General features: G+C 72.3%; 22 protein-coding genes. 10 read left to right on the top strand and 12 right to left on the bottom strand.

Features of this window, described 5'->3' with window-relative positions:
• Positions 1-25: 25 nt before the first annotated feature.
• Complete coding sequence (locus NI25_RS35700) at positions 26-517, bottom strand: DUF5949 family protein (RefSeq protein WP_061446438.1); 492 nt, start codon at positions 515-517, stop codon at positions 26-28.
• Positions 518-764: 247 nt separating this feature from the next.
• Here NI25_RS35700 and NI25_RS35705 point away from each other — a divergent pair, with 247 nt between their 5' ends.
• A complete protein-coding gene (locus NI25_RS35705) occupies positions 765-1130 on the top strand; it encodes a transglycosylase family protein (protein ID WP_061446439.1) in 366 nt (121 codons plus the stop codon).
• A gap of 170 nt (positions 1131-1300) precedes the next feature.
• Here NI25_RS35705 and NI25_RS35710 read toward each other — a convergent pair whose 3' ends face one another.
• The 6 genes from NI25_RS35710 to NI25_RS35730 form a co-directional block, all read right to left on the bottom strand.
• Entirely contained in the window at positions 1301-2623 is a 1323-nt protein-coding gene (locus NI25_RS35710; RefSeq protein ID WP_061446440.1) for an LLM class flavin-dependent oxidoreductase, read from the bottom strand.
• Complete coding sequence (locus NI25_RS35715; protein ID WP_061446441.1) at positions 2620-3414, bottom strand: ABC transporter ATP-binding protein; 795 nt, start codon at positions 3412-3414, stop codon at positions 2620-2622. Before NI25_RS35715 ends, NI25_RS35710 begins: the two co-directional genes overlap by 4 nt.
• A complete protein-coding gene (locus NI25_RS35720; RefSeq protein WP_061446442.1) occupies positions 3390-4250 on the bottom strand; it encodes an ABC transporter permease in 861 nt (286 codons plus the stop codon). Before NI25_RS35720 ends, NI25_RS35715 begins: the two co-directional genes overlap by 25 nt.
• Positions 4247-5323, bottom strand: a complete 1077-nt coding sequence (locus tag NI25_RS35725; RefSeq protein WP_078884807.1) for an ABC transporter substrate-binding protein — start codon at positions 5321-5323, stop codon at positions 4247-4249. The genes NI25_RS35720 and NI25_RS35725 overlap by 4 nt, the downstream gene beginning before the upstream one ends.
• Positions 5324-5373: 50 nt before the next feature.
• Positions 5374-5448, bottom strand: coding sequence for a putative leader peptide (locus tag NI25_RS40855; RefSeq protein WP_356609822.1), 75 nt, complete (start codon positions 5446-5448; stop codon positions 5374-5376).
• 86 nt (positions 5449-5534) lie between these two features.
• The gene (locus NI25_RS35730; RefSeq protein WP_061446444.1) at positions 5535-6374 is read right to left on the bottom strand and encodes an ABC transporter ATP-binding protein; all 840 of its coding nucleotides are present in this window, start codon (positions 6372-6374) and stop codon (positions 5535-5537) included.
• A gap of 221 nt (positions 6375-6595) precedes the next feature.
• On the opposite strand from NI25_RS35730, the gene NI25_RS35735 reads away from it, so the two are divergent.
• A complete protein-coding gene (locus NI25_RS35735; RefSeq protein ID WP_061446445.1) occupies positions 6596-7654 on the top strand; it encodes an SCO7460 family lipoprotein in 1059 nt (352 codons plus the stop codon).
• Between the two features lie 34 nt (positions 7655-7688).
• On the opposite strand, the gene NI25_RS35740 is transcribed toward NI25_RS35735, so the two are convergent.
• Both NI25_RS35740 and NI25_RS35745 read right to left on the bottom strand, forming a co-directional pair.
• Entirely contained in the window at positions 7689-8417 is a 729-nt protein-coding gene (locus NI25_RS35740; RefSeq protein ID WP_061446446.1) for a S1 family peptidase, read from the bottom strand.
• A gap of 156 nt (positions 8418-8573) precedes the next feature.
• Positions 8574-9326: a sulfite exporter TauE/SafE family protein gene (locus NI25_RS35745; protein WP_199561141.1), complete on the bottom strand. Its 753-nt coding sequence runs from the start codon at positions 9324-9326 to the stop codon at positions 8574-8576.
• A gap of 332 nt (positions 9327-9658) precedes the next feature.
• Here NI25_RS35745 and NI25_RS35750 point away from each other — a divergent pair, with 332 nt between their 5' ends.
• From NI25_RS35750 to NI25_RS35775, 6 genes are all read left to right on the top strand, one after another.
• Positions 9659-10846 (top strand): sensor histidine kinase, encoded by a 1188-nt coding sequence (locus NI25_RS35750; RefSeq protein WP_061446448.1) that lies wholly within the window; start codon positions 9659-9661, stop codon positions 10844-10846.
• Positions 10843-11244 (top strand): roadblock/LC7 domain-containing protein, encoded by a 402-nt coding sequence (locus NI25_RS35755; RefSeq protein ID WP_031047288.1) that lies wholly within the window; start codon positions 10843-10845, stop codon positions 11242-11244. The genes NI25_RS35750 and NI25_RS35755 overlap by 4 nt, the downstream gene beginning before the upstream one ends.
• On the top strand, positions 11241-11618 hold the full coding sequence (locus NI25_RS35760) for a DUF742 domain-containing protein (protein ID WP_061446449.1): 378 nt from the start codon (positions 11241-11243) through the stop codon (positions 11616-11618). Before NI25_RS35755 ends, NI25_RS35760 begins: the two co-directional genes overlap by 4 nt.
• Positions 11593-12186 carry a GTP-binding protein gene (locus tag NI25_RS35765; RefSeq protein WP_061446450.1) on the top strand — a complete coding sequence of 198 codons (594 nt, stop codon included), beginning with the start codon at positions 11593-11595 and terminating at the stop codon, positions 12184-12186. Before NI25_RS35760 ends, NI25_RS35765 begins: the two co-directional genes overlap by 26 nt.
• 14 nt (positions 12187-12200) lie before the next feature.
• On the top strand, positions 12201-13550 hold the full coding sequence (locus NI25_RS35770) for a cytochrome P450 (protein ID WP_061446451.1): 1350 nt from the start codon (positions 12201-12203) through the stop codon (positions 13548-13550).
• Between the two features lie 207 nt (positions 13551-13757).
• The gene (locus NI25_RS35775; protein WP_061446452.1) at positions 13758-14885 is read left to right on the top strand and encodes a tryptophan dimethylallyltransferase family protein; all 1128 of its coding nucleotides are present in this window, start codon (positions 13758-13760) and stop codon (positions 14883-14885) included.
• Positions 14886-14991: 106 nt separating this feature from the next.
• Here NI25_RS35775 and NI25_RS35780 read toward each other — a convergent pair whose 3' ends face one another.
• The 3 genes from NI25_RS35780 to paaI all read right to left on the bottom strand — a co-directional run bounded on the left by NI25_RS35780 (position 14992) and on the right by paaI (position 18158).
• Entirely contained in the window at positions 14992-16290 is a 1299-nt protein-coding gene (locus tag NI25_RS35780) for a flavin-containing monooxygenase (RefSeq protein WP_061446453.1), read from the bottom strand.
• A 111-nt stretch (positions 16291-16401) separates the two neighbouring features.
• Positions 16402-17748: a phenylacetate--CoA ligase PaaK gene (gene paaK, locus NI25_RS35785; RefSeq protein WP_061446454.1), complete on the bottom strand. Its 1347-nt coding sequence runs from the start codon at positions 17746-17748 to the stop codon at positions 16402-16404.
• Entirely contained in the window at positions 17745-18158 is a 414-nt protein-coding gene (gene paaI / locus NI25_RS35790) for a hydroxyphenylacetyl-CoA thioesterase PaaI (protein ID WP_061447243.1), read from the bottom strand. Before paaI ends, paaK begins: the two co-directional genes overlap by 4 nt.
• A 215-nt stretch (positions 18159-18373) precedes the next feature.
• Between paaI and paaA the strand changes: the two genes are divergently transcribed.
• The gene (gene paaA, locus NI25_RS35795) at positions 18374-19360 is read left to right on the top strand and encodes a 1,2-phenylacetyl-CoA epoxidase subunit PaaA (RefSeq protein ID WP_061447244.1); all 987 of its coding nucleotides are present in this window, start codon (positions 18374-18376) and stop codon (positions 19358-19360) included.
• Entirely contained in the window at positions 19357-19659 is a 303-nt protein-coding gene (gene paaB / locus NI25_RS35800; RefSeq protein WP_061446455.1) for a 1,2-phenylacetyl-CoA epoxidase subunit PaaB, read from the top strand. Before paaA ends, paaB begins: the two co-directional genes overlap by 4 nt.
• Positions 19660-19665: the final 6 nt, after the last annotated feature.

Consider the following 19665-nt stretch of genomic DNA (forward strand, 5'->3'; position numbering starts at 1 on the left):
ACGGTGGCGGGGCGGTTGGGCCGCGTCAGGTCCGAAGGCTGCGGACGGGCAGGACGACCTGCGCCGCCGTGGAGAGCGTCTCCTTGTCGTTGGCGAAGGCGGCGACCGCCGCGCCGTCACCGGTCTCGCCGCCGGACCAGGGCCGGGTGGCGAAGATGAGGCAGGCGTACCCCCGCTCGTCCACCGCCGCCCGCCACCGCGGGGTGGGAACGAACTGGGCGTTGACGCCCGGCATGGTGAGGGCCGCCGCGCCCGGTACGACGAGCAGGCCGATCGGCAGGCCGGGCAGGACGGTGCCGTCGAGCACCGTGTCGCCGCCCACCGCGAGCCCGGAACGGCTCAGCAGCCCCTCCACGGCGGCCGGGGTCGCCTCGGGGCCGCCCTCCCCGTCGCCGAGGGAACAGGCGAGAAGGAAGGGAACGTCGCCGTCGGGCGTCTCCCGGCTCCAGCACATGATGACGAGCGTGCCGAGGTCGGCGGTTCGCAGGGGGCGCGGGTCAGTGGAGATCGAGGTCACCGCGAAACCGTAAGCGCACGCGGCCACGCGCCTGCCCGGCCGTCACCCGACCGGACGACACTCTCGCGGTTCTTCACACGAACGAGGGGTGCCCGCCCGGGGTGTTGCCCGAGTTCGTCGCGGGGCACCTCCCGACCGCGTCCCCGGGCCGGTCGTCGGCCGTGCGGCGGTGGGTTCCTGCTCCGACCGGCCCAAGACGGGTGAGCCTGTGCGGCGGCGACCGGTCACCTGATGTAACAGTCATCTTATGATCTGTAGACGAAATGATCGTCAGAGCGACGTGCGCGCTGCGCGTGGCCGCGGGATCCGCACCGCCGCGGCGGCGCTGGTCGCCGCCACCGCCCTCGGCGCGACCGGCCAGGCGGTGGCCGCGCCGTCGGTGCCCCTGCGCACCGACTGGGACGCCATCGCCGCCTGCGAGTCCAGCGGCAACTGGCAGGCGAACACCGGCAACGGCTACTACGGCGGACTGCAGTTCGCGCCGTCGAGCTGGGTCGCGGCCGGCGGCCTCGAGTACGCCCCCCGCGCGGACCTCGCCAGCCGCGCCGAGCAGATCGCCGTGGCGGAACGCCTGGCCCGCATGCAGGGGATGGGTGCCTGGGGCTGCGCCTGACAACGGCGCCGTCCCCGCCGGGTTGACCGGGTAGCCCGTGGGCGTGCACGTGGAGCCGATCACCGCCGTTCCCGTTTCCCCCGCGCGGTGGACGGGCAGTCCCCGGCGGGGGAGCAGAGTGGCGGTCCCGGACGTTGTGTACGCCGAGACGCCCGGGGCCGCCGTCGCCCTCAGCCGACGGGCTCCGCTGCGGGCCGCGGCAGACCGTAGTGCTCGCGCAGCGTGCTGCCCTCGTAGGCGCCGCGGAACAGGCCCCGCTGCCGCAGGATCGGCAGCACATGGTCGGCGAACAGGTCGAAGCCGCCGGTCAGCCAGGGCGGCATGATGTTGAAGCCGTCGGCCGCGCCCTGCTCGAACCACTCCTGGACCTGGTCGGCGACCTGCTCGGGCGTGCCGGCGACCACGCGGTGACCACGGGCACCCGCGAGACGGTGCAGGAGCTCGCGCACGGTGGGCTGTTCGCGGTCGATGATGTCCAGGACCAGCCGGAAGCGGCTGCCGTTGCCGCGCTCGCCCCGGGTCTCGACGAGCTGCCGGGGCACGGGACCGTCCAGCTCGGCGGCGCTCAGCTCCAGCCCCAGCAGGCGCTGGAGCAGCTGCAGCGAGTACTCGGGCTGGGTGAGGTCGTCGAACTCCTTGTGCAGCGCCCGCGCCTCCGCCTCGGTCGAGCCGATGAACGGACTGATGCCGGGCAGCACGAGCACCCGGCGCGGATCACGGCCCAGCGCCGCGGCCCGCGCCTTGAGGTCGGCGTAGAACTCCTGACCGCTGCGGAGCGTCTGGTGCGCCGTGAACACGGCCTCGGCGTGCGCGGCGGCGAAGGAGCGGCCGTGCTCGGACGACCCCGCCTGGACGTACACCGGGCGGCCCTGCGGGGAGCGGGGGAGGTTCAGCGGTCCGCGCACCCTCAGACGGCGGCCCGTGTGGTTGATCTCGTGAATGCGGTCGGTGTCGGCGAAGACGCCGGTCTTCTGGTCGACGACCAGTGCCTCGTCCTCCCAGCTGTCCCACAGCTTCGTCACGACTTCCACGAACTCCCGGGCGCGGTCGTACCGTTCCGCGTGCACGGGGTGCTCGTCGAGGCCGAAGTTCCCGGCCGCCTGCGGGGCGCCGGTGGTGACGATGTTCCAGCCCGCCCGGCCCCCGCTCAGATGGTCGAGCGAGGAGAACAGCCGGGCCAGGTTGTACGGCTCGGTGTAGGTGGTCGAGGCGGTGGCGATCAGACCGATGCGTTCGGTGGCCGCGGCGATCGCCGACAGCCATGTGAAGGGTTCGAGCCGGAAGCGGCTCGCGTAGCGCACGTTGTCCGCCAGGGACGGGCCGTCGGCGAAGAACACGGCGTCGAAGGCTGCCGCCTCGGCCCGGCGGGCGAGGTCCTGGTAGAAGCCGATGTCCAGCAGCCGGTCGGGGTCGGTGCCGTGATGACGCCAGGCGGCCTCGTGGTGCCCGCCCGGGTAGACGAACAGGTTCAGGTGCAGTGTCCGGGCGCTCATGCCGCCTTCTCCTCGCCGGTGTAGTCGGTGTCGTCGGTCATGTCGGTGCCGTCGGCGGTGTTCACTCCCAGCCGCTCCAGCAGCCGGTCACGGAGGGCCGCGTACGCGGTGCCGCCGTGCCGGCGTGGCGTCGGCAGCTCCACGGGAAGGTCGGCCGCGATCCGGCCCCGGTCCAGCACCACGATCCGGTCCGCGAGCGAGATGGCCTCGTCGACGTCGTGGGTGACGAGCAGCACGGCGGGCCGGTGCCGCTCGCACAGCCGCCGCAGCAGCGCGTGCATCCTGGTCCGGGTCAGTGCGTCGAGGGCGCCGAAGGGTTCGTCGGCGAGCAGCAGTCGGGGTTCGCGTACGAGGGACCGGGCGAGCGAGACGCGCTGTTGTTCACCGCCCGACAGCTCCACGGGCCAGGCCCGCTCGCGCCCGGCGAGCCCCACCTCGGCCAGGGCGTCCCGGCCCCGGTCCGCGGCGAAGGGGCCGGGCAGGCCGAGGACGACGTTGTCGAGCAGCCGCTTCCACGGCAGCAGCCGTGCGTCCTGGAAGACGACGGACACGTGCTCGGGCGCGGTCAGTGCGCCGCTGCCGGCCACCTCGTGGTCGAGTCCCGCCAGGGCCCGCAGCAGCGTGCTCTTGCCGGAGCCGCTGCGGCCGAGGAGCGCCACGAACTCACCGGGTGCCACGGACAGGTCGAGCCCGTCCAGCACCCTGCGGTCACCGAAGGACCGCACCAGGTTCTCGACGCGGACCGCCGCGCGGTCCCCGCTCGTCCTCAGCCCGCCAGCGTGCGCCGCCATGACAGGGCCCTCCTCTCCACGAGCCGTACGAGTGCGTCGGAGACCAGGCCGAGCAGGCCGTACACGACGAGCCCGACGATGATCACGTCGGTCTGTCCGTACGTCCGCGCCAGCTCCATCATGTAGCCGATGCCGCTGGTGGCGTTGACCTGCTCCACCACCACCAGGGCCAGCCAGGCCGAGGTCACCGCGAAGCGCATCCCGAGCAGGAAGCCGGGCAGGGCGCCGGGAAGCACGACGTGCCGGACGAACGCGAACCGGCCCAGGCGCACCGTCTCGGCGAGTTCCGGGTAGCGGCTCTCGATGGTGCGCAGGCCGTTGTGCGTGTGGATGTACACCGGCACGAGCACACCGAGGGCGATCGTGACGACCTTCATCGTCTCGCCGATGCCGAACCAGAGGATCAGCAGCGGAATCAGGGCCAGGGAGGGGACGGAGCGTTTGATCTGCACCGGGCCGTCGATCAGCGCCTCGCCGATCCGGCTGAGACCGGAGACGAGCGCGAGCACCAGACCTGCCGCCACACCGAACAGGAGCCCCAGCAGCGCGCGTTGGGCAGAGGTGGCGAGGTGGGACTGGAGCTTGCCGCTGTCGATCAGATCGCCCGCGGTGGCGGCGACGGTCCACGGCGCGGGCAGGGCGCGGACGTCGAAGAGGCCGAGTCCCGAACCGGCCGCCCACAGCCCGAGCAGTAGCACCGGGCCGATCGCCCAGCCGTACGGGACGGCTCTGCCGGGGCCCAGCCGCCCGCGGCGTGAGCGCCGCGGGCGGACCGCGACCGGCGCGTCCGGCGCGGGCGCCGGGGGTGCCTGTTCCTCGAAGGTCGTGGTGCTCATGACGACGTCCCCTCACCGGCGACGGCCCGCGCGGCCACCGCCTCGTAGCGGCGGTCGAAGAGCAGGCCCGCGTCGAACGGTTCGCGGTCCTGCTCTTCGGCCAGCAGGTCGATGGTCTGCTGCTGCCGGTGGATGGCCTCGGTCCAGTCCGCGGGCAGATCCGGACGGCCGGTGCGCCGCACGAGGTATTCGCCGTCCTCGCGGCTGAGGCCCTGGTCCTTCTCGTAATAGCCCGCCACCCATTCCTCCGGGTGCCGGTCGATCCATATCTGCGCACGCGCCCAGAACTTCACGAGTTCGCGGACGGCGGCCGATTTCCCGGCGTCGGCCACGGATCGGGTCAGCGCCCACAGATGTGCCGGGTCGTCCCGCAGACCGTGTTCGATCGTCGAACCGCCCTCCTTTCCGTACAGCGCCAGATAGCGCTTGATGTTGACGTCCGCGATGGGGGCGGCGTCCACCTGGCCGTTTCCGAGCGCCGTGGGATAGACGTCACCGGTGCTGGCGAGTTCGACGAGTTCGACGTCCTGCCGGGTGAGTCCGGCCTTCTGCAGGATGCGCAGTACCAGCGCGCCCTGGGCCTGGCCCGGGCTGTAGGCGATCTTCTTCCCGCGCAGGTCCGCGAGGGTCCTGATGCCGGAGCCCGGGGCCGTGCCCAGCTCGTAGACGGGGTTCTTGAGGGGGTCGGCGCGGAACTTCACCGCCACGAGCTTCGTGTCGAGGCCCGTCCAGTGCGCGTTGATCGACGGGATGTCCGCGGCCGAGCAGACGTCGAGGGCATCGGCGCGGAAGGCCTCGGAGCACTTGGGGCCTCCGCTGATGTTGGCCCACTTCACCTTGAAGGGGAGCCGGTCGATCTGTCCCGACAGTTCGAGGGCGACCTTGAGGTCGGGCGCCCCGACCGTGAGCGTGGTGTCGCGGTCGACCGCGGCCGGGATCGGCCGGTCCGAGAGGTCCCTGCCGTCCGGCGAGGACTGCGCCGGGGTCACGCAGGACGTGAGAACGAAGGGAAGGGCCAGTGCGGCCAGGAAGGAAAGGCGCCGGAATCCGGGCATGCGTGTGCGAGAGGTCATGACGGCCTTCACGGGATACGGGAGAAAAGGGGGCAGCCGAGCGGTGGGGTTCAGCTACACACCGCGGTCGCGACGCGCATCAGATCGATGGCGCGCCGCTTCGTGAACTGCCGGAATTTCCGCATGCCGTGGACGCTAACCAGGGGGTGAGAGGCGGTCAAGGCGGATCGGCCCGTTCAGCCGGGACCGCAATGACACCTTCGCGGGCCCGTCACGTTCCGGAAACGCGCCGCCCCGAATAGGCCGACCAGCGGCCGTCGCGCCGGGCTACCGTGATGTCCCGGCCGAAGCAGGCGGTCAGCAGGGAGTCGGTCAGGACCTCGGCCACCGCGCCCCGGGACAGGACCCGGCCCTCGCGCAGCAGCAGGGCGTGACTGACGGCCGGGAACAGCTCCTCCAGGTGATGGGTGACCGTCACGGTGGCCAACTGGGGCCTGCCCTCGGCCAGCTGGTGCATCGCCTCGACGAGGTCCTCGCGGGAGGGCAGGTCCAGGGCGTTGAACGGCTCGTCCAGGAGCAGCAGGGCCGGGTCTGCCATCAGCGCCCGAGCGATCAGGACGCGCGCCCGCTGCCCGCCCGAGCAGACGCCGTACGGCCGGTCGGTGAGTTCCTTGACGCCGAGCTCGGTCAGGAGGTCGCGGGCGCGCAGGCGCACCTCCTCGTCGTACGTCCGCCACAGGGGTTGCACGGTGCCGCTGTGGCCGGTGAGCACGACCGCGTGGGCGGTGAGGTCCTGCGGCACCCGCTGGGCGGAGTTGACGTGGCCGATGCGCGCCCGCAGCTCACGGACGTCCACCCGGCCGAGCCGGCTGCCCAGGACCTCGACCGTGCCCGTGGTGGGGTGCATGAGCGCGCCGAGCAGCCGCAGCAGCGTGGTCTTTCCGGCGCCGTTGGCCCCCAGCAGCGCCCAGTGCTCGCCCGGCCGGACGGTCCAGTCGACGGCGTCGAGGATCAGCTGGTCCGTGGTGAAGCGGCGGACGCTCACGTCCTGGAGCCGGAGCACGGCCGCCCCGTGCCCGTTCTCCCGGAAGTCGGCAGTCTGGCCGGTCATGCGGCGGCTCCTTCGCGCGCGGGACACCCTCGGTCGGTCACCCCGCACCGTAGATGTAGTCACCACACGCCTGCCGGGCCGTCCGCGTTGTGGACGGTGCGCGGTGAGCGGCGCGCGGGCGTCAGCGGCGCACCCAGGGCGCGGATGAGTTCCCGTACTCATCCGCGGCACCGGGACCGGCTCCTATCGTGACGGCGTCGGTGGGAGACGGAGGGGGAGCCATGGGGCGTCGGCGCACGGCACGGGGGAACGGACGGCGGTGGCCGGGGCGCGTCGCCGGGAGCCTGGCGGCACTGCTGGCCGGCGGCTGCGCGGCGTTCGGCACGGACGACGACGTACGGCGGGCCAGGGAGCTCGCCGACGACCTGTACCCCGGCGAACTCGACGTCGTCGACGCCCGGCCCCTGTTCCCGGAGGCCACCGGCTCGGAGGTCACCCTGTCCGTCGCCGGCGACCCGGACGCCGCCGTCAGGTTCCGGGTGGACGCGGCCGAGGACCGCTGCGACGGCGGCCCGGACTGCGCGGACGCCCTCCGCGCGGCGGTGGACCGGGCCCGGCGGGAGGCCGGGCGGCTGCGCGCGATGCGCCACGCGTTCGACGGCTGCGGGCATCCGGTCCTGGCCACGGACGAGAAGCTGACGGCCCCCTGGATCGAGGCACGGCTGACCGACGAGACGCTGGACGACGTCCTCAGCCGCCTGGGCGCCTGCGCGCAGCGGTGGGTCACCGCCCGCGCGGACCGGGACCCCCGGGCGGCGCAGGGCTGGGTGACCGTCAACGTCGCGGCCCCCGGCACGGCCGGCGACCTCCCGGCCGCGAAGAGCACGCTGCCCGCCGTCCTGCGGTTCACCCACGGTCCGAGACGCGCGGCCCTGGCGGGCAGGCCGTACCACGTGGCCGCCTACCCGGTCGGGGGCGACGCCGGGCGCACCGTCGACGCGGCCTCCGTCCGGCTGCGGATCGTGTCGCCCTTCGAGGAGCGGCGGGCCTTCTCCCGGCGGATCGACGCGTCGGTCCTGCCCGCGCTGCGCGCGACGTACCCGGACGCCGTGACGAGCGGCGGGGCGGGCATGGGGGTGTGGCGCCTGGAGCCGGGGACGGTGCACCGGGTGCGCGGCTACGTGCTGTTCTGCGAGCGGCCGCCCGCCGGCGGCAAGCGGTGCCTCGGGGACCTGGCCGCCCTGGTGACCTCGGACCCCGAGGGCCGGGACGCCGAGGTCGTGCGGGTGCTCACGGACATCCGGGACGAGCACGGGGTGCTGCGCCTGCCTCCGGAGTGACGGAGGCGGGCGCAGCACCCGGAGAGCGGGAGAGTCAGACGCCCGCCACCGACTGGATCCAGGAACGGTAGGCCGTCACGTTGGTGTACGCCGTGGTGGTCTGCCGGTCGCTGGTCGAGGCGACACCCACCTGGACGCCGCCGGCCATCATCGGACCGCCGGAGTCGCCGCCCGCGGTGATGCCGTCGACCGGACGGGCGCATATTGCCTGGCCGTAGTAGGCGTCGTAGCAGCCGCGGGTGACGCTCACGTTGGCGACCTTGAGGTACTGGGACTGGCAGTTGATCTCCGAGCCGCACCGGGAGGTCGCGCCCCAGCCGTAGACCTGCACGGTCTGGCCGACCCGCACCGTGCCCGGCTGACCGAGCCGGGCGTAGGTGGCGGAGACGGACCGGTCGAGCCGGACCAGCGCGAGGTCCGCCGAGGGGCTGGTGACGGTCTGGACGCCGTTGGCCACCGTGCCGCCGGAGCCCTGGTCGAGGCTGCCGATGCGGAAGGCGAGGTTGCCGCCGCTGACGCAGTGCTTGGCGGTGAGGATCCAGGTGGGGGAGATGATGGTCGAGGTGCAGGTCTGCTGGCCGTTGGAGAACAGCCGTGCCGCCCAGGGGGCGTTCTGCGCGTAGCCGCCGCCGATGATCGGCTGGGGGCCGCCGTCGCCGGGCCGGGGCTCCACCGCCGAGGCGGTCGGGGCGAGCGCCAGGGCGGACAGCAGCGCGGCCACGAGGGCGGCCAGCAGGGCGGGGACGAGTCTCGTTGTTCGCAAGGCTCCTCGATTCCGACGACACGCGCGCCGGGCGCGTGCTGATGTGTGGGGGCGCCCACAGCATGTCGGGCCCGGCCGACGGCCGAACAATCCCGGCTTCGCATAACGCGGCGTTATGCCGGGGCCGGGCCGCCGTTCGGAGCGGCCGGACAGGCCCTAGCGGAGCAGCAGTTGTACGAGGGCGACCGTGCCGACCGTCACGACCAGTATCCGCAGCACCGTGGGGCTGAAGCGGCGGCCCACCCTGGCGCCGGCCCAGCCGCCGAGGCCCGAGCCGACCGCGAGGAGCCCGACGGCGGTCCACTCGAAGTCCGCGGCGAAGAGGAAGAAGAGTGCGGCGACGGCGTTGACCACGGCGGAGAGGACGTTCTTGACGCCGTTGAGACGTTGCAGCGGCTCGTCCAGGAGCATGCCCATCAGGGACAGGTAGATGATCCCCTGGGCGGCGGTGAAGTAGCCGCCGTAGACGCTGGCCAGGGTCAGGCCGACGAGGAGCAGCGGGCCGCCGTCCCGGCGGGGCGAGGCGCCGGTGCGGGCCCGGCGGCGCTGGACCAGCCTGCCGATCTGCGGCTGGAACGCCACCAGGAGCAGGGCGAGGCCCACCAGGACCGGCACGATCGTCTCGAAGGCGTCGGCGGGCAGCATCAGCAGCAGGGTCGCGCCCGAGAGGCCGCCCAGCAGCGCTCCGCAACCGAACTTCAGGACGCGCCGGCGCTGGCCGCGCAGCTCCTCGCGGTAGCCGATGGCCCCGCTGATGGAGCCGGGGATCAGGCCCAGCGCGTTGGACACGGTGGCGGTGACCGGTGCCAGCCCCGTGGCCAGCAGCACGGGATAGGTGATCAGGGTGCCGGAGCCGACGACGCTGTTGATGGCGCCGGCCCCGACCCCGGCCGCGAACACCGCGGCCATGGCCTCGGGCGTCACCCCGTGCCGCCTCGCACCCGGCCCCTGCTCGGCCGGAAGGTGTCTTGTGCATCTTTCACGGGGCCGACTGTACCCACCGGTCCGAGCGGCGTGTTTACCGGTCTCAACCAGTCGCGTTCAGGCGCTTCTTGACGTGAATTCACCTGATCATGCGGTGATACGATCACCGCGTTTGCGGAGCGGGCGGATGGGTGAAAGACGGCATCCCCGACGTAAAGGGCGGCCCGGGCAGCTACCCCCGGTGCGGGCAGTCCACCGGACCGCCCGCACGGACGGGAATTCAGCAAGCCGGCTGCCAGTCGCCTGAAGAGAGTCTTATGACGGAATACACAGGGAACCCCTTGCTCTGGGTCGCCCTCGTCGCCCTCGTCGCCGCCGCCGTGCTCATCAGCCGCCAGCGCAGGGCGGCCCGGGCGTTGCGGCAGCAGATCCAGGGGCTCAGGGATCACTACACCGAGCTGGAGAGCGATTACGGAAAGTCCGTGCAGGCCGCCCAGGAGCGGGCCGAGGACGAGACCAAGACGGTGCTGAAATCCGCCATGCGGACCCTTCAGGGCCTCGCGGCCGAACAGCAGCTGGTGCTCTCCCGGCTGCAGAACAAGTACGGCGACTCGGCCCTCCTCCAGGACCTGCTGGAGATCGACCACACCAACTCGCAGTTCGGCCGGCGCGCCCAGTCCATCGCCGTGCTGTGCGACGGCTGGCTCGGCGGGCGGCGCGACACCGCCTCGGTGTACGACGTGGTGCGCAGCGCCCAGGGCCGCATCCGGCACTTCCGCCGGGTGGACATCCTCTCCCAGGTCGACTTCGGCATCACCAGCCGGGCCGTCGAGCCCGTCGCACTGGCCCTCGCCGAGCTCCTCGACAACGCCACCAGCTACTCCAGCCCGGACACCGTCGTCGAGATCAACATCCGGACCGTGCCCAAGGGCATCTGCGTCGTGGTCGACGACGCCGGTGTCGGCATGAGCGACGAGGAGCGGGCCCGCGCCGACAAACTGCTCGCCACCGAGCGCGCCTCGGGCGTGGCGGGGCTCGGCAACCCGCCGCAGTTCGGCTTCGCCGTCATCGGCCTGCTGTGCGAACGATTCGGCTTCGAGGTGTCGGTGGACTCCTCCTCCCCCTACGGAGGTGTACGGGCGGTGGTCCTGCTGCCGCACGAACTGCTCACCGCGATGCCGGAGAAGAAGGCCCCCGCCCCCGCCGCGGCCACCCGCGGCACGGCCCGGCCGGCCCCCGACGGCGGACCGGAGGCCGCGCTCCCCTCCTCCCAGACCGGCGACGGCCTGCCCCGGCGCCGCCGCAAGCGGCCGATGGCCATCGTGCCCGGCAGCGCGTCCACCCCCCGCGCGACGGGCCGCTCGGACTCCGAACAGGCACAGGTCATGGGCGCCTTCCAGCGCGGAACGCAGTCCGGCCGGGTCACCGAGCCGGACAGCCCGGACCACACCGGACGGACGAGCGAAACACCTGGTGCAAGCAGCGAAGGACATGAGGTCTCGTGAACGACGATCTGTCATGGATGCTCGACAGCGCCCTGGAGATTCCAGGCGCCCTGCACGCGGTCCTGATATCCGCCGACGGCCTGCTGATGGCCCGGACGCAGGACTTCGACAAGGACGACGCCGACCGGGTCGCCGCGGCGATGAGCGGCGTGCAGTCGCTCAGCCGCACCCTCGCCTTCTTCTGTGAGGACCCCAGCCAGACCTGGCGGCAGACCCTGGTCGAGTTCGACGGCGGCTGGGTCTTCCTGATCTCCGCCGGCGAGGGCGCCTACCTCGGCGTGTCCGCCTCCCCCGAGGTCGACATGGCGGACATCACCTTCCGGATGCAGCAACTCGTCGCCCAGCTCGGCAAGCGGCTGACGACACCGCCGCGCGAGAACCTGGGCACCCGCTCGTGACCGGCCACGACGGCTGGCAGCCCGAGGCGCCCGAATTAGTACGGCCGTACGTCATCACCAAGGGGCGCGGCCTGCCCGACGAGGACGACCTCTCGCTCATCACCCTGGTCACCGCCTCCGCCGAACAGCAGCAGCGGCCGGCCCGGCTCTCCCCCGAGGAGCAGAGCCTGCTCGACCTCTGCTCCGCCGGCTATCTCTCGGTCGCCGAGATCGCCGGACACTCCCACTTCCCGCTGGGCGTCGTACGGATCCTGCTGGCCTCCCTGATGGAGGGCGGACACCTCACGACCCGCCCGCCGGTGGCCCGCGCCCGCCTCGCGGACCGAGAGATCCTGGAGGAGGTGCTCCATGGGCTCCGCGCCAAGTTTGGGTGAGCGGGACTACGTACGCGAGGGAGCGACCCAGACGGCGGTCAAGATCCTCGTCGTCGGTCACTTCGCGGTGGGCAAGACCACCCTCATCGGCTCCATCTCCGAGATCGAGCCGCTGTCCACCGAGGAGACGATGACGCAGGCCGCCGAGCCGGTCGACGACCTCAAGGGCGTCCAGGGCAAGACCACCACCACGGTCGCCATGGACTTCGGCCGCCTGACCATCAGCGACCGCGTCGTGCTCTACCTCTTCGGCACCCCCGGCCAGCAGCGCTTCGTGCAGATGTGGGAGGACATGGCCCGCGGCGCGCTCGGCGCCCTGGTACTGGTCGACCCCGAGCGGCTGGCGGACTCCTTCCCCGTGATCGACCTCATCGAGCACTACGGGCTCGACTACGCCATCGCCGTCAACCACTTCGACGGGACGCCCCTGCGCGACGAGCGGGCGCTGCGCGAGGCACTCGACCTGCTCGACGACACCCCCGTCGTCACCTGCGACGCCCGCGACGAGAAGTCCTCGGCCGCCGCACTGACCACCCTCGTCCGCTACTTGCTGGACCGCACCCGCTAGGAACTGGGAGCAACATGAACGCCCACGACACCGCCCCGGTGCCGCCGCCCGGCTGCCCGGCCCACGGCTCCGGCGCCCGGGTGCCGCTGTACGGGCCGGAGTTCGCCGCCGACCCGCAGGCGTACTACGAGTACCTGCGCCACTACGGGGCCGCGGCCCCCGTCGAACTGGCCCCGGGGGTGGAGGCGACCCTGGTCACGGACTACGCGGCGGCGCTCCAACTGCTGCAGGACTCGGGGACCTTCCGCAAGGACGCGCGCCGCTGGCGGGCCTTCAACGAGGGCAAGATCAGCCCGGACAGCCCGGTCGCGCCCCTCCTGGCCTACCGGTCCAACTGCATGTTCGCCGACGGAGCCGACCACCTCCGGCTGCGCCAGGCGGTCACCGACAGCATGGCGCGGGTGGACACCCGGCGTCTGAGCCGCAGCACCGAGCAGATCTCGGGCTACCTCATCTCCCAGTTCGCCGCCCGCGGCTCGGCCGACCTCCTCGGGGACTACGCCAAGCAGCTGCCGCTGTTCGTGTTCAACGAACTCTTCGGCTGCCCCGCCGACATCGGCGACCGGGTGCTGTTCGGCATCTCCGGCATGTTCGACGGCGTCAACGCCGAGAAGGCCACCGCGGTGCTCTTCCAGGCGGCGGGGGAGCTCGTCGCGCTCAAGCGGCGCAAGCCCGGCGACGACGTCACCTCCTGGCTGATGCGGCACGAGGCGGGCCTCGACGACCAGGAGATGGTCCACCAGATCGCCCTGCTCCTCGGTGCCGGCGCCGAGCCGCTGCGCAACCTCCTCGGCAACACCCTGCACCGGCTGCTCACCCACGAGCGGTACGCCCGTGAGGGCGGCCTGATCGACGAGGCGCTGGACGACACGCTGTGGGAGAACCCGCCCATGGCCAACTACGCCCCGCACTACCCGGCCGCCGACACCGAACTGGCCGGGCACCCACTGCAGGCGGGCGACCTCGTCCTGGTCAGCTTCGCCGCGGCCAACACCGGCCCCGCCCTCACGGCGTCCCGCCAGGCGGGCAGCAACCGGGCCCACCTCGCCTGGAGCGCGGGCCCGCACGCCTGCCCGTCCAAGGAACCGGCCCGGCACATCACGGTGACGGCCGTGGAGCACCTGCTCAACGAGCTGCCCGACGTCGAACTCGCCGTTCCCGAGGACAGTCTGACGTGGCGTCCGGGACCCTTCAACCGGGCCTTGGCCACGCTGCCGGCCCGGTTCACCCCCGTCCGCCCCGCCCGGCGTGCCGAACCGGGACACGCCTCCGCGGCGGCCGGGCGGGAGCAGGCGGCGAACGCCGCCCGCCCGGCCGAACCCAAGGGCATGTGGAGCCAGTTCCTCAACTGGCTCACACGGTGATCTGCGCAACACCTCCCCAACCCGCCCCATTCGCATGAAGATCGAACGGCACGGGTAGTGAGCAACGCGGTACTCAAGTTGCTTACGAGTCAAAGGAGGTGTCGTGGAGCACATATCCACGAACGCCGCTTTCCCGGCGCCGGACCCCCTGATACCCGCCCCCCGAGGCGGGTATCGCTTTGTGCGGCTGCGACCGGGGACGGGCCGGTGACCGCCGCACCGACGGGCACGGACCCGCGGAGCACACCGACGCTCGGTTCCCTCACGGGCGGTCAGCTGCGAAGACTCGGGCTGGTCGCCGGCCTGTCCCGCTCCGACGTCGAGACCTACGCACAGGTCCTGGCCGGCTCACTGGGCCCGGTGGCCGAGCGGCCGCTGAGCCTGCCGCCGCCCGCCCGCACCTTCCTGTCCGACGACCACACCCCCGTGGAGTTCTCCCTCTCCTTCCGACCGGACGCGGCACCCTCCATGCGGGTCCTCGTCGAACCCGGCTGCGGCGCAGACAGCCTGGCTCACAACGGCCGCGTCGGACTCGAGGCGATCCGGACCATGGCGCGGCGCTGGCACTTCGCCACCGACGCCCTCGACGAACTCCAGGACCTGTTCCTGCCGGACGACCCGCGGGGCCCCCTCGCCCTGTGGTGCGCGCTGGAGCTGCGGCCCGGCGGCACACCCAAGGTCAAGGTCTATCTGAACCCGGCGGCGCGAGGGGAGGAACGTTCCGCCGCGACGGTGCGCGAGGCCCTGCACCGGCTCGGGCACCGGCAGGCGTACGACGGCCTGCCCCGGGGCGCCGGACATCCGTTCCTCGCCCTGGACCTCGGCGACTGGGCGGAACCCCGGGTGAAGGTCTACGTGCGGCACGACAACCTCACGGCCGGCCAGGCCGGGCGTCTGTCCCGGATGGACTCGGGCCCCGGGCCCGCGGCCGTCGAAGGGTTCTTCCGCGCGGCGGCGGGGCTCGGGCCGGACACGACGGGTCTCGGCAGGAGGCCCGGCCTGTCCTGCCACTCCTTCACCGACACCCGCACCGCACGGCCGAGCGGATTCACCCTGCACATCCCGGTCAGGGACTACGTCCGGCACGACGGGGAGGCCCTGGCCCGGGCGTCGAGAGTGCTGCGCCACCACGGCATGGACGCCTCCGTGCTCGAGCGGGCCCTGGCGGCCCTCACCGAGCGTCGGCCCGAGGACGGGGTGGGCCTGATCGCCTACCTGGCCCTGGCCCACCAGCGGAACCAGGCACCGAGGGTGACGGCGTACCTCTCCTCGGAGGCGTACGCGGTCCGGCCGCCGGCCGTGGAGACCGTCCGCAGACCGGTGCCGGTCTCCTGACCGGCCGTCCGCACACGACGAGGGCTCCCGGCGCGGTCCACCGGGAGCCCTCGTCACAGACGTGACCGGGTGCGTCGCCACCGTGCGGTGGCGCCCGGCGGGACGCTCACACGGGCAGCGACTCCCGGAGCTCGGCCAGGTACGGGCCCACGTCGACCTGGATCGAGGCGCCCTCCGTCCGGCCGTAGCGCTGGACGATGCCGGTGAGGTACGTGCCGATCTCCTCGCGCATCTCGTCGGCCGCGGGCAGCACGGCGGCGCCGTCGACGAGGCGGGCCACCCACTCGGCCTGGGCCTCCACCAAGCGGGTGATCGCGCCCACGGGGCGCACCAGCCCGACGAAGTACAGACCGGGCCGGTCCGCCGGGACGACCCGTCGGTACAGCTCGACCGAGCCGTCCGCCGACACCGGGCAGCCGGCCGGCAGGAACGGGAAGGTCATGTGGAAGCCGGTGCAGTAGACGACCGCGTCGGCGGGCTCGGAACCGCCGTCCGCGAACACGACCCGGTCGCCGTCGAACGAGGCGATCGCGGGCTTCGGGGTCACCGCACCGTGCCGGATCCGGCTGAGGATCTCGTCCGAGAGGGTCGTCGCGGAGGAGAAGACCGGGTGGTCGGGCTCGGGCAGGCCGTAGTCCGACAGTCTGCCGCGCGCCACCAGCAGGGCCTGCTCCACCCACCGGCGCCGCTCGGCGAAGGACATCTCGTTCCACCAGGGGGCCTCGGCGATCTCGTCGACCGACATCCCGAAGAGCTGCTTGGGCACGATGTGCAGCCCCCGGCGCACCGACAGCAGGGTCCGCTCCGCGTGCCGGGAGAGGTCCGCCGCGATGTCCACCGCGGAGGCGCCGAGGCCCACCACGACGACGCGCCGGCCGGCGAAGTCGCCGCCGTCGCGGTAGTCGAGGGAGTGAAGAATCGTTCCGGCGAAGGAATCGGCACCGGCCGGAAGAGGGTCGGGCAGGGCCGGCTCGCTGTGGTGTCCCGAGGCGACGACCACCCGCTCGAACCGGCGCGCGGTTTCTGCGCCGTCCGCGCCCCGGCTGACGACGGTCCACAGACCGTCCGCGTCCTGACGGACGGAGACCACCTCGGTCCGCAGTTCGACGTGGTCGAGCAGGCCCGCCCACTCGGCGAAGGACCGCAGATACGCGGCGACCTGGCTGTGCCGGGGGTAGAGGGGGTACGAGTCCGGCATCGGGAAGTCCGCGTAGCCCGTGAGCTGCTTGGCGGTGTTCAGGTGCAGGGTCTGGTACCCCGGGCCCCGCTCGCCGGCCCCCGGCTGACGCCAGATCCCGCCGACGTCGGGTGCCTTCTCCAGGCAGACGAAGGGGATGCCGCGCTCCTTCAGGGCATGGCCCACCGCCAGGCCCGACAGGCCTGCACCGATCACACACACACGCACGGGATGTCCCCCCAGGATGTACTCAACCTCCCCCGATCAAGCGTTTCCTGCCCATCCGCATCACCGTGCACACCAGTACGGCCGGGGAACGGGCGTGTCGGTGATCACGTTTCACGCGCCCCGCAGGTCCCACACCCGGCGGATCTTGCCGACCGAGCGCTCCAGGGTTTCCGGGTCGACCACCTCCACCTCGACGCTCACGCCCACACCGTCCTTGACGCCCTGTCCGATCGCCCGCGCGGCGGCCTCGCGCTGCTCGGGACCGGCGTCGGGGCGGGCCTCGACCCGTACGGTCATGTGGTCCATGCGGCCGCGTTCGGTGAGGCGGATCTGGAAGTGCGGGGCGACGCCGGGGGTGCGCAGCACGATCTCCTCGACCTGGGTGGGGAAGACGTTCACCCCACGCAGGATGATCATGTCGTCGCAGCGGCCCGTGACCTTCCGCATCCGGCGGAAGGCCGGACGTGCGGTGCCGGGCAGCAGGCGGGACAGGTCGCGCGTGCGGTACCGGATCACCGGGAGCGCCTCCTTGGTGAGGGAGGTGAAGACGACCTCGCCCTCCTCGCCCTCGGGCAGCACGGCGTCCGTGAGGGGGTCCACCACCTCGGGATAGAAGTGGTCCTCCCAGATGTGCAGCCCGTCCTTGGTCTCGACGCACTCCTGGGCCACGCCCGGGCCGATCACCTCGGACAGGCCGTAGATGTCGACGGCGTGGATGTCCATGCGCTCCTCGATCTCGCGCCGCATCTCCTCGGTCCACGGCTCGGCGCCGAAGATGCCGACCTTGAGGGAGCTGGTGCGCGGATCGACGCCCTGGCGCTCGAACTCGTCGAGCAGGGTGAGCATGTAGGAGGGGGTGACCATGATGATCTCGGGCCGGAAGTCCTGGATGATCTGCACCTGCCGTGCCGTCATGCCGCCGGAGGCGGGGATCACCGTGCAGCCGGCCCGCTCGGCGCCGTAGTGGGCGCCGAGGCCGCCGGTGAACAGGCCGTAGCCGTAGGAGATGTGCACCTTGTGGCCCGGGCGGCCGCCGGCGGCGCGGATCGACCGGGCTATGACGTCCGCCCACATGGACAGGTCGCTGTCCGTGTACCCGACGACGGTGGCGCGGCCGGTGGTGCCGCTGGAGGCGTGCACGCGCCGTACCTCGGACATCGGGACGGCGAACATGCCGAAGGGATAGGTGTCCCGCAGATCGGCCTTGGTGGTGAAGGGGAACCGGGACAGGTCGGCCAGGCTGCGGCAGTCGTCGGGCGTGACCCCGGCGGCGTCGAACTTCTTGCGGTACAGCTCCACATTGTCGTAGGCGTGGCGCAGGGTCGCGCGCAGGCGGTCGAGCTGGAGCTCCCGGAGCTGCTCGCGGGAGAGCCGCTCGGCGTCGTCGAGCAGGTCGTGGGGGAGGGGCTCGCCCGGTCGGGGTGCCGGGACCGCCCCGGTCGTCGGCTCGCTGCTCATCGCGACTCCTTCGTCGTCGTGCCCGGCGCCTCGCGCGCCGTGTCGTCCCGCGCGCTGCGGCTGCGGCCGCGGAACTCCGCGATCAACTCCTCGCCGCGGCGCACGCTCACGTCGTAGATCCCGCTGCGCCCGTACCGGGCACGCTCCTCGGCGCGGGCCACGAGCACGTCGCCCTCGCGCGCCGGGGCGACGAAGACGATGTCGGCGCCGGCCGCGACGGTCACCGGGCCGTAGGCGTTGCAGGCGCAGGCGAACGCGGTGTCGGCGAGCAGGAACACGAAGCCGCCGTGGGCGATCCGGTGGCCGTTCACCATCGCCGGGGTCACGGTCATGCGGGCCACGGCGGTCCCCTCGCCGTGCTCCACCAGCTCGATGCCGAGCCCCCGGGAGGCCTCGTCCGCGGAGAACATCGCCTCCGTGGGCGTCTGCTCAGTGGTCTGCGACACCGTACCCACCACCTTGTGTTTCCCGACCGACCATTCGGTTAGCGCGCGGCAAGGTCAAGTAATCCAGCCACGCGACGGGGCTGTCAAGAGTGTGACCGGCGGTGATCCGGCTCTTGCCCGGCGCGGGGAAACACGTCACACTGATACCGAACGAATGGTCGGTTGGGAAGCTGGTGACGATGACCACGACACACGCCGCCGAGGCGCCGCCCCCTCACGCGCCGGACGGACTCCAGGAGCACTTCGACGCGACGATCGCACGCGACCAGCGCATCGAGCCGCGGGACTGGATGCCCGACGGCTACCGCAAGACGCTGATCCGGCAGATCGCCCAGCACGCGCACTCGGAGATCATCGGCATGCAGCCCGAGGGCGAGTGGATCACCCGGGCCCCGTCCCTGCGCCGCAAGGCGATCCTCTTCGCCAAGGTCCAGGACGAGGCCGGCCACGGCCTGTACCTGTACTCGGCGGCCGAGACGCTCGGCGCGGACCGCGACGACCTCACCCGGCGGCTGATCGAGGGCCGCCAGAAGTACTCCTCGATCTTCAACTACCCGACCCTCAGCTTCGCCGACGTCGGCGTGATCGGCTGGTTCGTGGACGGCGCCGCGATCTGCAACCAGGTGCCGCTGTGCCGCAGCTCCTACGGGCCCTACGCCCGCGCGATGGTGCGCATCTGCAAGGAGGAGTCCTTCCACCAGCGGCAGGGCTACGAACTGCTGATGACGATGATGCGCGGCACCGCCGCCCAGCGCGAGATGGTCCAGGACGCGGTGAACCGCTGGTGGTGGCCCTCCCTGATGATGTTCGGCCCGCCCGACGACGCCTCGCCCAACTCGGCGCGGTCGATGGCCTGGAAGATCAAGCGGCACAGCAACGACGAACTGCGCCGCCGCTTCGTCGACATGACCGTCCCGCAGGCCGAGAAGCTCGGCGTCACCCTGCCCGACCCGGAGTTGCGCTGGAACGAGGAGACCGGGCACCACGACTTCGGCACCCCCGACTGGGACGAGCTGATGCGCGTCATCAAGGGCGACGGCCCGTGCAACGACCGGCGGATGGAGCGGCGGCGCACCGCCCACGAGGAGGGCGCATGGGTGCGCGAGGCGGCCACCGCCCACGCCGCCAAGCAGGCCGCCCGCGCACGGAAGGGAGCGGCCGCATGAGCGCCGAGCAGTCCGGGAAGCAGGGCTGGCCGCTGTACGAGGTCTTCGTGCGCGGCAAGCGCGGCCTCAACCACGTCCACGTCGGCTCGCTGCACGCCGCCGACGACGCCATGGCCCTCACCCACGCCCGCGACCTCTACACGCGGCGCAACGAGGGCGTGAGCATCTGGGTGGTCCGCTCCGAGCACATCGCCGCCTCCACCCGGGACGAGAAGGACCCCTTCTTCGCCCCCAGCGCCGACAAGGTCTACCGCCATCCGACCTTCTACGACATCCCCGACGACGTCCCCCACATCTAGGAGCAG

Origin of the sequence: Streptomyces sp. CCM_MD2014, from assembly GCF_000772045.1 — a bacterium.
In the GTDB taxonomy this organism is placed as follows: domain Bacteria; phylum Actinomycetota; class Actinomycetes; order Streptomycetales; family Streptomycetaceae; genus Streptomyces; species Streptomyces salinarius.